Raw genomic sequence first — 13,854 nt, forward strand, 5'->3', positions numbered from 1 at the left:
TGATTGTGGAGCCTAGGAGATTCGAACTCCTGACATCTGCCTTGCAAAGGCAGCGCTCTACCAACTGAGCTAAGGCCCCTCATTTGGCCGAGGTGGCGCATCTGCCAAGTCATGCCAAACTTCTTCACCGTGTCGTGATCGCCATACGATCACCGCCGCTGCTGCGATGCCGGCCAGAAGCATGAACCGCATGGCACAACCTCTCGGTGATCACCGGCTACACCGGGTGTCGTGGGCCTAGGAGGACTCGAACCTCCGACCTCTTCGTTATCAGCGAAGCGCTCTAACCGCCTGAGCTATAGGCCCGAAAATTGGGATCGACCGAGCGCAGAGATTACCGCACCGGAGCGCAGAGTCCCAAATCAATCCCTGTCGGCCAGCGTGACCTCGACCCCGCCGACCAGATCGGTGGTCAGGTTGTAGATGAAGGCACCGATGGTCGCCATGGCACACAGCACCACGATGTTCACCAGGCCGACCAGCGCCGCCCCGCCGAAGATCGTTCCGCTGGAGACCAATTCGCCGCCTGAGGCGCCGCTGGCGCTGGTGAGGAGGTCGCCGACATTGCTGTTGAGCTTGCTCCACACACCCATGGCGCCGAGCACCAGGTACAGGAATGCCACCGCGATCATCCACACGAAGAACAGCACCACCGACAACACCAGTGAGACCTTGAGCACAGTCCACGGGTCGACCCGGCGGATCTGCATGCTGGCCCGGACCGGCCCTTGATGCGAGGCACGGTTGGCGACCTGGATCCGGGTGGTGGGGCTGTTACTCGAGCTGCGAGCGGCAGGCGCCTCAGTGGCCGTCTTACGTTGCGGGGTACGCGGCGATGGCCCGGAAAGGTCCGGGATCTCGCTCGCGTAGGCCTCGGGCCGCACCTGCTCGGTGCGGGTTGCCGACGGAGCAGGTGGCGCCGGACGGGCAGGCCGGGCCTGCTGCTCGGTGTCCTTGGTCTCGGTGCCGGCGACGAAGCGCTGCAGCCGGGCCTCCACACCGGGGGAGTGCGATCCCGAGGTACGGGCGCCTTCTTCACGCGACTCGGGTGCCTGCGGCGGGGTGGTACGGGCGGCAGTGCCCCGCTGCCACGGCGGCGCTTCCCCGGTCTCGGTGATCTGGCCGCCGGCGGGGCGCGCCTGCGTCCCGGCCGTCTTGCCGGCGGCCGGGGTGGCCTCGGCCCCTGCGGCCCCGGTACCCGAGCCGTTGGAGCTGCCGGACCGGTCGCCCGTTCGCGGGTACCCCGGCTCGTTCGGTGAACTCACCTAACAGCTCCTTAGCTCAGGCCGAGGTCCGGGTTGGGCCTCGGCGACAGCATCACTCTTCGTCGGACTCGGCCTCATCCGCTTCCGAGTCCTCCTCGGCGTTGCGCGCAATCGCAATCAGTGTGTCGCCCTCGCCCAGGTTCATCAAGCGAACGCCCTTGGTCTGACGCCCAGCTTTGCGAACCTGACGTGCAGCGGTCCGGATGACGCCGCCACCGGAGGTGATGGCGTACAGCTCCGTCTCGTCATCGACGATCAGCGCTCCGACCAGACTGCCACGTTTGCGGTCGTACTGAATCGTCAGGATGCCCTTGCCGCCACGACCCTGGACCGTGTACTCGTCGATCGCAGTGCGCTTGGCGTAGCCGCCAGCGGTCGCGACCAGCAGATACGTGTCCGGTTGGACGACATTGAGGGACAGCAGCCGGTCATCCTCGTTGAACCGCATGCCCTGCACGCCGGAGGTGGCACGGCCCATCGGACGCAAGGCCTCGTCGGTTGCGGAGAACCGGATCGACTGGCCGTTGGCGCTCACCAGCAGCAGGTCGTCGTCGGCCGAGCAGAGCACCGCGCCGACCAGTTCGTCACCTTCGCGCAGGTTGACCGCCACGATGCCGCCGGAGCGGTTCGAATCGAAGTCGACCAGCCTGGACTTCTTGACCAGACCGTTGCGGGTGGCCAGCACCAGGTACGGCGCATCTTCGTAGCTCTTGATCTGGATGACCTGGGCGATGCGCTCCTCCGGCTGGAAGGCCAGCAGGTTCGCCACGTGCTGGCCACGCGCGGTGCGCGAGGTCTCGGGCAGCTCGTAAGCCTTGGCCCGGTACACCCGGCCCTGCGTGGTGAAGAACAGGATCCAGTCGTGGGTCGAGCAGACGAAGAAGTGGTTGACGATGTCGTCCTGCTTCAGCCCGGCACCTTGCACGCCCTTGCCGCCGCGCTTCTGGCTGCGGTAGAGGTCCGTCTTGGTGCGCTTGGCGTACCCGGTCTCGGTGATCGTGACGACCACGTCCTCGCGGGCGATCAGATCCTCGTCACTGACCTCGCCGTCGGCGGGCATGATCCGGGTCCGGCGGTCGTCGCCGTGCTTTTCGACGATCTCGGCCAGTTCGTCGCGAACGATCGCGCGCTGCCGCTCCGGCTTGGCCAGAATGTCCTCGAGGTCGGCGATCTCGGCCTCGATCTTGGCCAGGTCGTCGACGATCTTCTGGCGTTCCAGGGCAGCAAGCCGACGCAGCTGCATGTCCAGGATGGCCTGGGCCTGGATCTCATCGATGTCGAGCAGCTCGATCAGTCCGGCCCGGGCGATCTCGACGGTCTGCGAGGCCCGGATCAAAGCGATCACCTCGTCGAGTGCGTCCAGGGCCTTGACCAGACCGCGCAAGATGTGCGCGCGCTCGTTGGCCTTGCGCAACCGGTAGCGGGTGCGGCGCACGATGACATCGAGTTGGTGCGCGACGTAGTACCGGATCATCTGATCCAGCCGCAGCGTGCGCGGCACCCCGTCGACGATCGACAGCATGTTGGCGCCGAAGCTGGTCTGCAGCTGGGTGTGCTTGTAGAGGTTGTTCAGCACCACCTTGGCGACGGCATCGCGCTTGAGCTCCACCACAATTCGCAGCCCGACCCGGTCGCTGGACTGGTCCTCGATGTTGGAGATGCCGGCCAGCTTGCCGTCGCGCACCTGCTCGGCGATCGAGGTGATGAAGTTGTCGTGGTTGACCTGGTAGGGCAGCTCGGTGATGACAATGCCGGTGCGGCCCCGGCTGTCTTCTTCGATCTCCACAACACCGCGCATGCGGATGGAGCCGCGGCCGGTGGTGTAGGCGTCGTGGATGCCCTGGGACCCGACGATCAGACCGTGGGTGGGGAAATCCGGACCCTTGACGCGCTCGCACACCGCGGCCAAGGTCGCCTCTTCGTCGGCCTCATGGTTTTCCAGGCACCAGTACACCGCCTCGGCCAACTCCCGCAGGTTGTGCGGCGGGATGTTGGTGGCCATACCGACGGCGATACCGCCCGACCCGTTGGCCAGCAGGTTGGGGAACCGGCTCGGCAGCACCGTGGGTTCCTGCACCCGGCCGTCGTAGTTGGGGATGAACTCGACTGTCTCCTCGTCGATTTCCCGCAACATCTCCATGGCCAGCGGCGTCAGCCGGGCCTCGGTGTAACGCATGGCCGCGGCGGGATCGTTACCCGGTGAGCCGAAGTTTCCCTGGCCGTCGACCAGCGGGTAGCGCAACGACCAGGGCTGAGCCATCCGGACCAGGGTGTCGTAGATCGAGGAGTCGCCGTGTGGGTGGTAGTTACCCATCGTCTCGGCCACCGAACGTGCCGACTTGGCGTGGCTGCGGTCGGGGCGGAAGCCCGAGTCGTACATCGCGTAGAGCACGCGCCGGTGCACGGGCTTGAGGCCGTCACGCACCTCCGGCAGAGCGCGGCCGACGATCACGCTCATGGCGTAGTCGATGTAGCTGCGCTGCATCTCGTGCTGAATGTCGACCGGTTCGATACGGTCTGAGGTTCCGTCGCCGGGTGGCAACGTGATGTCGGTCATGTGTTCCTCGCTCGTCGGCTCGGCTTGTTGCGGTCAAAGGCCCTGCGGCGTGAATTACGGTGGCGCGCAGGGCAGGTGCGTCTTCGGGGTCACAACGCCGCCGTGTGGTTGTACTCCCACTTTTCGATGCTCGGTCCCAGCTCCGTCAGGAAGGTCGCGACGTGCGGCGTGGTTCCGTGCGCATCCATGGACTCCCTCGAATCCCAATGTTCGAAGCACAGGAACAGCGACGGGTCCTCGAGATCGCGATAGAACTCGTAGGTGATGCAGCCCGGTTCGGCCAGTGTGGGATCGACCAGATTCTGCATCGCGGTCGCAGCGCGCTCGGCCGCCTCGGGGGCAACCTTGACCCGGATAAACGCTGTGTGCATCGTCGGTTCCGCCTAAACGTCCAGGAACCGAACGTCTTTGGCGTTGCGCGTGATGAAACTGCGGCGGGCTTCGACGTCCTCACCCATCAGAATGGAGAACAATTCGTCGGCCGCGGCGGCGTCATCGAGCGTCACCTGACGTAAGACCCGCACTGACGGATCCATGGTGGTCTCCCAAAGTTCCTTGGCGTCCATCTCGCCCAGACCCTTGTAACGCTGGATACCGTCGTCGACATTGATCCGCTTGCCGGCTGCCTTACCCGCCTCGAGCAAGCCGTCGCGCTCACGGTCGGAGTACGCGAACTCCGGTTCCTGACGCTGCCACTTGAGTTTGTACAGCGGCGGCTGAGCCAGGAAGATGTGGCCGTGTTCGACCAGCGGTTTCATGAAGCGGAACAGCAGGGTCAGCAGCAGGGTGGAGATGTGCTGGCCGTCGACATCGGCGTCGGCCATCAACACGATCTTGTGATAGCGCAGCTTGCTGATGTCGAACTCGTCGTGAATGCCGGTACCCAGGGCCGTGATGATGGCCTGGACTTCGGTGTTCTTCAAAACCCGGTCGATACGGGCCTTTTCGACGTTGATGATCTTGCCGCGCAGCGGCAGGATCGCCTGGAACATCGAGTCGCGGCCACTCTTGGCCGAACCGCCGGCCGAATCGCCCTCCACCACATACAGTTCGGACTTCGTCGGATCCGTAGAGCGGCAGTCCGCGAGCTTGCCGGGCAGGCCACCGATGTCGGTGGCGCTCTTGCGCCGGACCAGCTCACGCGCCTTGCGGGCGGCGATACGCGCCTGCGCCGATGAAACTGCTTTGTTCACCACGGTTTTGGCCTCGGCGGGATTCGCCTCGAACCAGTGGGTCAGCTGCTCGTTGCAGATCTTCTGCACGAACGACTTCACCTCGGTGTTACCGAGCTTGGTCTTGGTCTGGCCTTCGAACTGCGGTTGGGCCACCTTCACCGAGATGACCGCGGCCAGGCCTTCACGGATGTCGTCGCCGGTGAGGTTCGGATCCTTGTCCTTGAGGAGCTTCTTGTCCTTGGCGTACTTGTTCACCACGGTGGTCAGGGCCGAGCGGAAACCCTCTTCGTGGGTACCTCCCTCGTGCGTGTTGATCGTGTTGGCGAACGTGTGGACCGACTCGGAGTAACCGGCATTCCACTGCATCGCGATCTCGACCTCGTGACCGGGGCCCTTGCCGTCGAAATCGATCACGCTGGGCTGGATCGCAGTCTTGGTGCGGTTGATGTGCTTGACGAAGTCGACCAGACCGCCCGGGTAGTGGAAGGTCCGGTGCTTCACCTTGTGGGGCGCGGCGGCCTCGGCCGCCGTCTCCTCCGCGGATTTCGGGGCGGCGGCGGTGTCGGCGACCACCTCGTCGACGACCTCCTCCTGGGACACCCGCTCGTCGGTGAGGTCGATCGTCAGGCCCTTGTTGAGGAAGGCCATCTCCTGCAGACGACGGGCAATGGTCTCGAAGTCGTAGACCGTGGTCTCGAAGACATTCGGGTCAGCCCAGAACCGGATGGTGGTACCGGTCTTGGTTGTCTTGTCACCCTGCTTGAGGGTTCCCGGCACCGAGTTGTCGTAGGTCTGGAACCACTCGTAACCGTCCTTGTAGATGTCGGCCTCGAGCCGGGTCGACAGGGCGTTGACCACGGACACACCCACGCCGTGCAGACCGCCGGATACCTGGTAGGCACCTTCTTCGAACTTGCCGCCGGCGTGCAGAACGGTCATCACGACATCGACGGTCGGGATACCGGTCGCGTGCATGGCCACCGGAATGCCGCGGCCGTCGTCGGTGACCTGAACGCCGCCATCCTCGAGGATCCGCACGTCGACCTTGCTGGCGAACCCGGCCATCGCCTCGTCTACCGCGTTGTCGACGACCTCCCACACCAGGTGGTGCAGACCCCGCTCACCGGTGGAACCGATGTACATGCCCGGACGTTTACGAACGGCCTCCAGTCCTTCGAGCACCTTGATCGAATCGGCGCCGTACTCGGTTGGAGCATTCTTCTTCTGGGCAGCCACGTCGGACGCGTCTCCTTGGGGTTCGCGGGAAGCGGTTGCGTCGCCGCCCTGCAGATCTCGCCACAGTCTACCGGTCCAGACGGACAGGGCCGACTCTGTAGCGGCGTTTTCACCTACCTAACTGCGCCGTGCGCGGAATTTCGCGGGTCTCGGTGCCTTCGGACGCTTCAGAAGATCGCTTTCGGCCGTCTCGACGCTCTCAGCGCAATACCGCCCGGGCTAGCCGTAGGTATCGCGGGGACCTCGGCCCGGCACGTGATACCGACCTTTCCGCCACGACGGGCCGACCGGACCCACGATCTTCAAGGAGGTCACCACTCCATCCCCGACCGCGGCCGCGATCTTGGCCAGCAGCTGGGACTGCACCATCCGAAGTTGGGTGGCCCACGCAGTCGACTCTGCCGACACGGTCAACACACCCTCGTTCAAGGCCGTCGGATTGGCATGGTCGGCGATCTGGTCACCCACCACGGTCCGCCACCGACCGAATACCGAACCCTCGGCCACCCTCGAGCCCCAGCCTCGAACCTTCGCCAGATCCTGGGTCGCGGACCCGAGCAATTGCGGATCACGGACATCGGGACCCGGACCGGACCAGCTGCGACGCCGGCCGGTGTTTCCTGCCGTCCGCCGGACCGGGGTTCTGCGGCCGCGGCCGACATCCTTACCTTGACTGCGGGCCGCCCCGCGCGCCTCCTCGAGAGTCCGCCGCACCAGGTCCATGCCGCGCATGCGGCTCAGGTCCTCGGGAGAGACGGCGGGGGAGGGGATGGCCGACTGGTCGGTTTCTGCGGGATCGTCCGTCATGACTGCACCACCGATATCCGCCCCTGGTCCCCTTCGGTCATCCTGATCTCGACGCGGTTGACCGCCCAGTCCGGCGGGATGTCCTCACCCACCGCCGCGGTGACCAGAACCTGTTCGGCCTCACCGGCCACCGCGGCCAGCGCCTGCCTCCTCGAGGTGTCGAGTTCGGCGAAGACATCGTCGAGCAGTAGCACCGGATCGACCCCGTCGGAACGCAACAGCTCGTAGGCGCCGAGCCGCAGAGCCAACGCCATCGACCACGATTCACCATGGCTGGCAAAGCCTTTGGCGGGTTGGTCGCCGAGCCACAGCTCGAGATCGTCACGGTGTGGGCCGACCAGACAGACTCCGCGGTCCAACTCTGCATCACGCCGGCGGCTCAGCGCGTCCAAGAGCGCGGCCTCGTAGAACTCGACGGACTCGAGGCCAGGCGCGTTCGCGATGGCCTCCACCCCGGAGCGGTACCGGATTGTCGCGGGGCGGCTCGAGGGCGCCAACAATTGATAGGCCTTCTGCACCTCGGGGTGCAGCTGCTCGACCAGCGCGATGCGTGCGGCAGTCAACGCCGCACCATGGGCGGCCAGGTGCCCATCCCACACATCGAGGGTGTCCAGCACGCTGCGATCACCCCGATAGCGGGCTCCCGCAGCGGTTTTCAACAGCGCGGTGCGCTGCCGGACCACTTTGTCGTAGTCAGCACGGATACCTGCGACGGTCGGCCGGCGGGTGGTCGCCAACTCGTCCAGATAACGCCGCCGGTCTCCTGGATCACCACGGACCAGTGCAAGGTCTTCCGGGCTGAACAGCACGGCCCGTAAGACCCCGAGGATTTCGCGCGGGGACCGCACCGGCGACCGGTTCAACCGGGCCTTGTTCGCCCGGCCATTGGTGATCTCGAGGTCGACCGCGAGTTCCCGGCCTTCGTTGACGACGATGCTCGAGACGATCGCACGTTGCTCGCCGGCCCGGATCAACGGCGCATCAGAAGCCACCCGATGGGAACCCAAAGTGGCGCAATACCACAGTGCCTCAACGAGATTCGTTTTACCGAAGCCGTTCGGTCCGACGAATACGGTCCGGCCGGGCTCCAGCTCGAGCTCGATCTGTGCCCAGGACCGGTAGTCGGTCAGCCCCAGGTGACGGACATACATCGGAATCGCCTAACCGGACTCACTGATCCGGTGCACAGCATGGCCACCGAACTGGTTGCGCAGCGCCGACACTGCCTTCATGGTGGGGGAATCCTCTTGCCTCGAGGCGAACCGGGCGAACAATGATGCGGCGATGACCGGCATCGGAACCCGATGGCTGATGGCCTCTTCCACGGTCCAGCGACCTTCCCCGGAATCCTCGGTGTATCCGCTGATCGCCGCGAATCCGGGGTCTTCCTTGAGCGCTTTCGCCAGCAGCTGCTGCAGCCACGACCGCACCACCGTGCCATTCGTCCAGGCCTGGATCACTGCCTGGGGATCGGTGATCAGGTCTTCGGCCGACAGCAGCTCGTAACCCTCGGCGTAGGCGTGCATCAGGCCGTATTCGATGCCGTTGTGCACCATCTTGGCGTAATGACCGGCGCCCACGGGACCGGCGTGCACGAAGCCGTCGGCCACATCACCCGGCGGACGCAGCGTGTCGAAGATCGGCATGGCTCGAGCCACGTCGGCGTCACTGCCGCCGACCATCAGCCCGTACCCTTCCTTCAGACCCCAGACACCGCCCGATACGCCGGCGTCGATGAAGTTGATTCCCTTGTCGCCCAACAACTTTGCGTGCGGTCCGTCCTCGGTGTACCGAGAGTTTCCGCCGTCGATCACAAGGTCGCCTGCACCCAGCACATCGGCCAGCGCGACAATAGTCTGGTGCGTCACCGTGCCGGACGGGACCATCACCCAGACCACCCGCGGCGCCTCGAGCGCGCCGGCCAGATCGGCCAGGCTCGCCACGTCGCTGACTTCAGGACGTGGGTCGTAGCCGACCACCTCGTGGCCACCGGTGCGCAGGCGCTCGCGCATGTTGAAGCCCATCTTGCCCAGGCCGACCAACCCCAGTTGCATGTGCGCCCTTTCTCGACCGCGCCGGTCAGCCAGGAAGGCGAACCGGCATCAACAGATAGACGTAATCGGTCTTGGCGGCCGGGAACGGTCCCGAACCACCGCCGGTACCACCATCCTCGCTCGTGGGCCGCAACACGGCAGGACGACTCGGCGTGGTGAATCCGAACGTCACCCGGTCCGAGTGCAGCGAGCTCAACCCGTCGGTCAGGTAGGTCGGGTTGAACGCGATGGTCAGCGGGTCGCCGGCGAACTCGACCGGCAGGTCTTCCTCGGCGCGACCCACATCGTCTGCGCCGGCCGAGAGCCGCAGGACGTCATCGCCGAACTCCATGCGGATCTGGGCTCCCCGGTCGGCCACGAGTGCCACGCGCTTGATGGCCTCGGTGAGCTCGGCCACGCCGATGGTCGCCACTGCGGTGTGCTCGTTCGGCAGCAGCTGACGGAACTTCGGGAACTCCGCGTCCAGCAGCCGGGTGGTGCTGCGCTTGCCGTTACTGCGGATACCGAGCAGGCCGTCCTTGCCGACCGATTCGCCGGAACCCAGCGACAGATGCACCTGGTTGCCGTCGGTGCCGGCCTTGGCCGCCTCGGCCAGAGTCTTCGCCGGTACCAGGACCGCGGCCTCCACGTCGGTGGCACTGGTTTCCCAGGTCAGCTCACGCACGGCCAGCCGGAAGCGGTCGGTAGCAGCCAAAACCACTGATTCACCGGAGATCTCGACGCGGATACCGGTCAGCATCGGCAAAGTGTCGTCACGGCCGGCGGCGACGGCGACCTGACCGATGGCCTCGGCGAACAGGTCGGACGACACCACACCCGTCTCGTCGGGCAGCGTCGGCAGCGCGGGGTAATCCTCGACTGCCAGGGTCGGCAGCGAGAACCGGGCGCTGCCACAGGTCAGTGCCACCCGGGTGCCCTCGACGCTGAGCTCCACCGGCTTGGCCGGCAATGCCTTGGTGATGTCCGACAGCAACCGTCCGGATACCAAAACGCTTCCAGGAGACGCGATTTCGGCACTGACACGCACCTCGGCGGAAACTTCGTAGTCGAAGCCGGAGATGGTCAGACCGTCATCCGTGCCGGTCAGCAGGACCCCGGCCAGAACCGGGATGGTGGGCCGGGTCGGCAGATTGCGGGCCACCCAGGCCACCGCGTCCGCGAAGTCCTCACGCACCACGCGGAACTTCAAGTCGGTCAGCCCAGCCGTCGTCGTCGCCACGTGCTATGCGCCCCTTCGATGATCCCCATAACGAGCTCTACCAGCGTCTTCCCAGAACACCGCCACGCAGCATCGCGCTGAATGACAAAGCTGGAACCGCTGTCGTTGAACCACCGTAGAGCTTTCCGCATCAACTTGAAAGCTAATCCACCGGGGTGACATGGGGGCTTGCATGTGCTTCTCGAGCCAGGGCAGAGCCGAGGTTTCGTCCGGTGTCCCCAAGCCCCTTCTTCTAGAAAGAACTCTTAGAAGATATTTGAGTAACAGTATTAGGGACTGTGAAAACTGGGGATGAACGGGTGTTTGCCCAGTACTCCAGGTGTGTCGGAATGTGAGTCGGCTGTGGAGACCGGTGGACGGACCGGCCGCCGAGTGTGGACAAATGACATCGTGTGGATGATTTTGTCATTCATCCCGTGGTTTGCCCGCAGGTTGTCCACAGCCGTATCCACAGCGGTCAGCTGTGACATGTGATGCCTCGCGGGGCGAAAGTTGTTACAAGATTTTTCGCCGGACGGGCCCACGGTGACCACGATGTGAGACGCCGGATACCCCGCCATGGCAGCACTAAACCCCCTCGGAGGTCATCTCGAGGGGGTGGCGGGAGAGGTTTCAGCGCTTGGCGCGCTGACGAATGCGGGTGGTGAGTTCCTTGACGTGGTCGAAAACCTCACGTCGCTCAGCCATCTCGCCGCGGATTTTCTTCTCCGCATACATGACAGTGGTGTGGTCACGCCCGAACGCCTGGCCGATCTTCGGCAGGGACAGATCGGTGAGCTCACGGCACAGATACATGGCGATCTGACGGGACTGCGCCAGTGCCCGGGTCTTGCCGGGCCCACGCAGCTCCTCGACCGTGGTCTCGAAGTACTCGGCGGTGGCCGCCATGATCGCCGCGGTACTGATCTGCATGGTGGTGGCGTCGGCGATCAGATCGCGCAACACGACTTCGGCCAGCGCCTTGTCGATCCGGGTCTTGTTGAGCGAGGCGAAGGCCGTCACCCGAATCAACGCACCCTCGAGCTCGCGAATGTTGCGCTCGATGCTGCTGGCGATGAGCTCGAGCACATCGTCGGGCACGTCGAGACGATCCATCTGCGCCTTCTTACGCAGGATCGCGATGCGCGTCTCCAGCTCGGGCGGCTGCACATCGGTGATGAGGCCCCACTCGAAACGGGTCCGCAGCCGATCCTCCAGGGTGGCCAGCTGCTTGGGCGGCCGGTCCGACGAGATCACGATCTGCTTGTTGGCGTTGTGCAGAGTGTTGAAGGTATGGAAGAACTCTTCCTGGATACCTTCCTTGCCCTCGATGAACTGGATGTCGTCGACGAGCAGGATGTCGATGTCGCGGTAACTGCGCTTGAACGAGGCCTTGCGGTCGTCACGCAGTGAGTTGATGAAGTCGTTCGTGAATTCCTCGGTGGAGACATACTTCACGCGCATGCCCGGGAAGAGACGTTGCGCATAGTTTCCCGCGGCGTGCAGCAGATGGGTCTTGCCCAGACCGGATTCACCCCAGATGAACAACGGGTTGTAGGCCCGCGCCGGCGCCTCGGCGATGGCCAGGGTCGCGGCGTGGGCGAAGCGGTTGGACGCACCGATGACGAAGGTGTCGAAGGTATAGCGCCGGTTCAGATTGACCGCGTTGTCGTCGCTGATGGTGGAGTCGCGCTGCGGGCTGCTGAAGTAGCCCGGCCAACTTTCCTCGGCACTGACCTTGGCGGCGCGGTCGTCGTCGATCTCGTCGACGTCGGCGGGCGAGGCAGAAGCGGCCGTGTCGTCCCGGTCGTCGGTGGTGGACCCGGAATCCGACGCGGTGGGGGAGTCCTCGGATTCCTCCGGCGGAGTGGCGATGCGCACGCCCAGCTCGACCCGCTGACCCAGCTTGCGGCTGAGCGCGTTGATGATCGGTTCGCGGAGGTGCCGTTCGATCTCGTTCTGGACGAATGGTGTGGGAACCGACAGCAGAGCAAACCCCTCGGCGATGACGAGGGGTTTCACCAGCTTGAGCCATGCTCTTTGCTGAGGAGTCAGCGGGAGGAGAGCTGGATCGGAGTTTGCGTCCCGGTCGCCGTTGAGTTCGGCGACGACGCTGTTCCAGACTGCGACGAACGGTGGATCGGGGTCAGCTGGCAACGACTGTTCCCCCTTAGAGGTGCATCGAGGTCGACCCGGTGACGACCAAAAAGAACGATGACGAACTGTCCACATATTTATCCACAGCTTGTGGAGAAAGGACAGTCGTCGTCGCTCTGTTGTCTGTTGTGAGAGCGTCGTAGCCGGATACGTCGCATGCTGCGAGGGTGTGCCGCGCCGCGAGCTCTCGTTTCATTTTCCGGGGCCGATCCAGGCTCGGAACGGCATTGCCAGAAGCTAACAGTTTTCTCTCGATGTGCCAACAGTTCTGCAACATCCGATACGCACCATGTAGGCGGGTCGGCGCAGGTTTGACCGAGGGAAATCTCATCAGTACCCTCGAGCAGTCGCCCGCACGTGGCGATACGGCTGCGCCCGGGAGGTTTCCGGAGAACGCGCCGGTTAGTAAAGCACGACGGACGAGCTTAAACAGAGCTTGCAACGGCAACTGTTTTCGGCGGCACTTCGGTGTCGGTGGATGCGGGTGCCAAACGGAACAAGGAGAGATTGCCGTGGCCAAGGGCAAGCGGACCTACCAGCCCAACAACCGCCGCCGTGCGCGCGTGCATGGGTTCCGGCTGCGGATGCGGACGCGCGCCGGCCGCGCCATCGTCGCCAACCGTCGTGGCAAGGGCCGTCGCGCACTCACTGCGTGATACTGCGGCTCTCAGGCAGGATCTAGCGCGGTGCTTCCGGCTCGATACCGGATGAGGCGGTCCGCGGAGTTCAGTGCCACCGTCAGTCGTGGCGTGCGTGCAGTGCAACCTGATGTTGTCGTGCACGCACTCCACGAGGGAACGGACGCAACCGGCCCGCGGGTCGGTCTGATCGTGTCCAAAGCCGTCGGGAATGCCGTGGAGCGTCATCGGGTATCCCGGCGGCTGCGTCATGCCGCCCGTACCGTCATACCGAAACTGGATGCCACGGACCTCGTGGTGATCCGAGCTCGCGCCGGCAGCAGTGAAGCGCCGTCGCCGCGGTTGGAGCAACAGTTGCAGCGCGCTCTCGAGCGCCTGGAGGCACGGCGCAGGACGTCACCATGATCCGCAGGGCGGGTGCCGGTGCAGCCCGCGGTGCGATCTTCCTGATTCAGCTCTACCGCCACACCATCTCTCCGCTTCGACTGCCGTCGTGCCGATTCATGCCGACCTGTAGTCAATACGCGGTCGACGCCCTCACCGAATACGGCTTGTTCCGCGGTGCGTGGCTGACGTTGATCCGACTGCTGAAATGCGGACCATGGCACCCGGGGGGATGGGATCCCATCCCGGACCGGTGCCCACACGATCACGAGTCCGTCAGTTCTGATGAGACCGTTTCTGGCGAGATCGCCGCCGCCGAAAACCTTGTCTGGGATACCCCAGCGAAGCGAGGGGAGAGCAAGTCGCGTGTTTAATTGGTTCAG

Annotated in this window: 12 protein-coding genes and 2 tRNA genes; 3 read left to right on the forward strand and 11 right to left on the reverse strand. The window is 64.7% G+C overall.

Annotated elements, in window-relative coordinates:
- Positions 1–6: 6 nt before the first annotated feature.
- The 11 genes from AC4ELH_RS12695 to dnaA form a co-directional block, all read right to left on the reverse strand.
- Positions 7–79: transfer RNA gene (locus tag AC4ELH_RS12695), tRNA-Ala, on the reverse strand.
- A gap of 153 nt (positions 80–232) precedes the next feature.
- Positions 233–306 (reverse strand) — tRNA-Ile (locus AC4ELH_RS12700).
- A gap of 56 nt (positions 307–362) precedes the next feature.
- Positions 363–1,265 (reverse strand): DUF3566 domain-containing protein, encoded by a 903-nt coding sequence (locus tag AC4ELH_RS12705; protein WP_498884747.1) that lies wholly within the window; start codon positions 1,263–1,265, stop codon positions 363–365.
- Positions 1,266–1,317: 52 nt separating this feature from the next.
- Positions 1,318–3,822, reverse strand: a complete 2,505-nt coding sequence (gyrA, locus tag AC4ELH_RS12710; RefSeq protein ID WP_498884748.1) for a DNA gyrase subunit A — start codon at positions 3,820–3,822, stop codon at positions 1,318–1,320.
- Positions 3,823–3,911: 89 nt separating this feature from the next.
- Entirely contained in the window at positions 3,912–4,193 is a 282-nt protein-coding gene (locus AC4ELH_RS12715) for a putative quinol monooxygenase (protein WP_055119229.1), read from the reverse strand.
- A gap of 12 nt (positions 4,194–4,205) precedes the next feature.
- Positions 4,206–6,233, reverse strand: coding sequence for a DNA topoisomerase (ATP-hydrolyzing) subunit B (gyrB, locus tag AC4ELH_RS12720; RefSeq protein WP_064882390.1), 2,028 nt, complete (start codon positions 6,231–6,233; stop codon positions 4,206–4,208).
- 219 nt (positions 6,234–6,452) lie between these two features.
- The gene (locus AC4ELH_RS12725) at positions 6,453–7,040 is read right to left on the reverse strand and encodes a DUF721 family protein (protein WP_064882392.1); all 588 of its coding nucleotides are present in this window, start codon (positions 7,038–7,040) and stop codon (positions 6,453–6,455) included.
- On the reverse strand, positions 7,037–8,191 hold the full coding sequence (recF, locus tag AC4ELH_RS12730; protein ID WP_064957517.1) for a DNA replication/repair protein RecF: 1,155 nt from the start codon (positions 8,189–8,191) through the stop codon (positions 7,037–7,039). The genes AC4ELH_RS12725 and recF overlap by 4 nt, the downstream gene beginning before the upstream one ends.
- A 9-nt stretch (positions 8,192–8,200) precedes the next feature.
- Positions 8,201–9,127 carry a phosphogluconate dehydrogenase (NAD(+)-dependent, decarboxylating) gene (gene gnd, locus AC4ELH_RS12735; RefSeq protein WP_448444777.1) on the reverse strand — a complete coding sequence of 309 codons (927 nt, stop codon included), beginning with the start codon at positions 9,125–9,127 and terminating at the stop codon, positions 8,201–8,203.
- Positions 9,120–10,313 carry a DNA polymerase III subunit beta gene (gene dnaN / locus AC4ELH_RS12740; RefSeq protein ID WP_064957515.1) on the reverse strand — a complete coding sequence of 398 codons (1,194 nt, stop codon included), beginning with the start codon at positions 10,311–10,313 and terminating at the stop codon, positions 9,120–9,122. The genes gnd and dnaN overlap by 8 nt, the downstream gene beginning before the upstream one ends.
- Before the next feature lie 612 nt (positions 10,314–10,925).
- A complete protein-coding gene (gene dnaA, locus AC4ELH_RS12745) occupies positions 10,926–12,449 on the reverse strand; it encodes a chromosomal replication initiator protein DnaA (protein ID WP_064957514.1) in 1,524 nt (507 codons plus the stop codon).
- A 512-nt stretch (positions 12,450–12,961) separates the two neighbouring features.
- Between dnaA and rpmH the strand changes: the two genes are divergently transcribed.
- The 3 genes from rpmH to yidD are packed head-to-tail and all read left to right on the forward strand — an operon-like array spanning position 12,962 to position 13,845.
- Positions 12,962–13,105 carry a 50S ribosomal protein L34 gene (gene rpmH, locus AC4ELH_RS12750; RefSeq protein ID WP_055119217.1) on the forward strand — a complete coding sequence of 48 codons (144 nt, stop codon included), beginning with the start codon at positions 12,962–12,964 and terminating at the stop codon, positions 13,103–13,105.
- A gap of 30 nt (positions 13,106–13,135) precedes the next feature.
- Positions 13,136–13,492: a ribonuclease P protein component gene (rnpA, locus tag AC4ELH_RS12755; protein ID WP_064882403.1), complete on the forward strand. Its 357-nt coding sequence runs from the start codon at positions 13,136–13,138 to the stop codon at positions 13,490–13,492.
- Complete coding sequence (gene yidD / locus AC4ELH_RS12760) at positions 13,489–13,845, forward strand: membrane protein insertion efficiency factor YidD (protein ID WP_055119213.1); 357 nt, start codon at positions 13,489–13,491, stop codon at positions 13,843–13,845. Before rnpA ends, yidD begins: the two co-directional genes overlap by 4 nt.
- Positions 13,846–13,854: the final 9 nt, after the last annotated feature.

Source organism: Mycobacterium shunyiense (genome assembly GCF_058270075.1).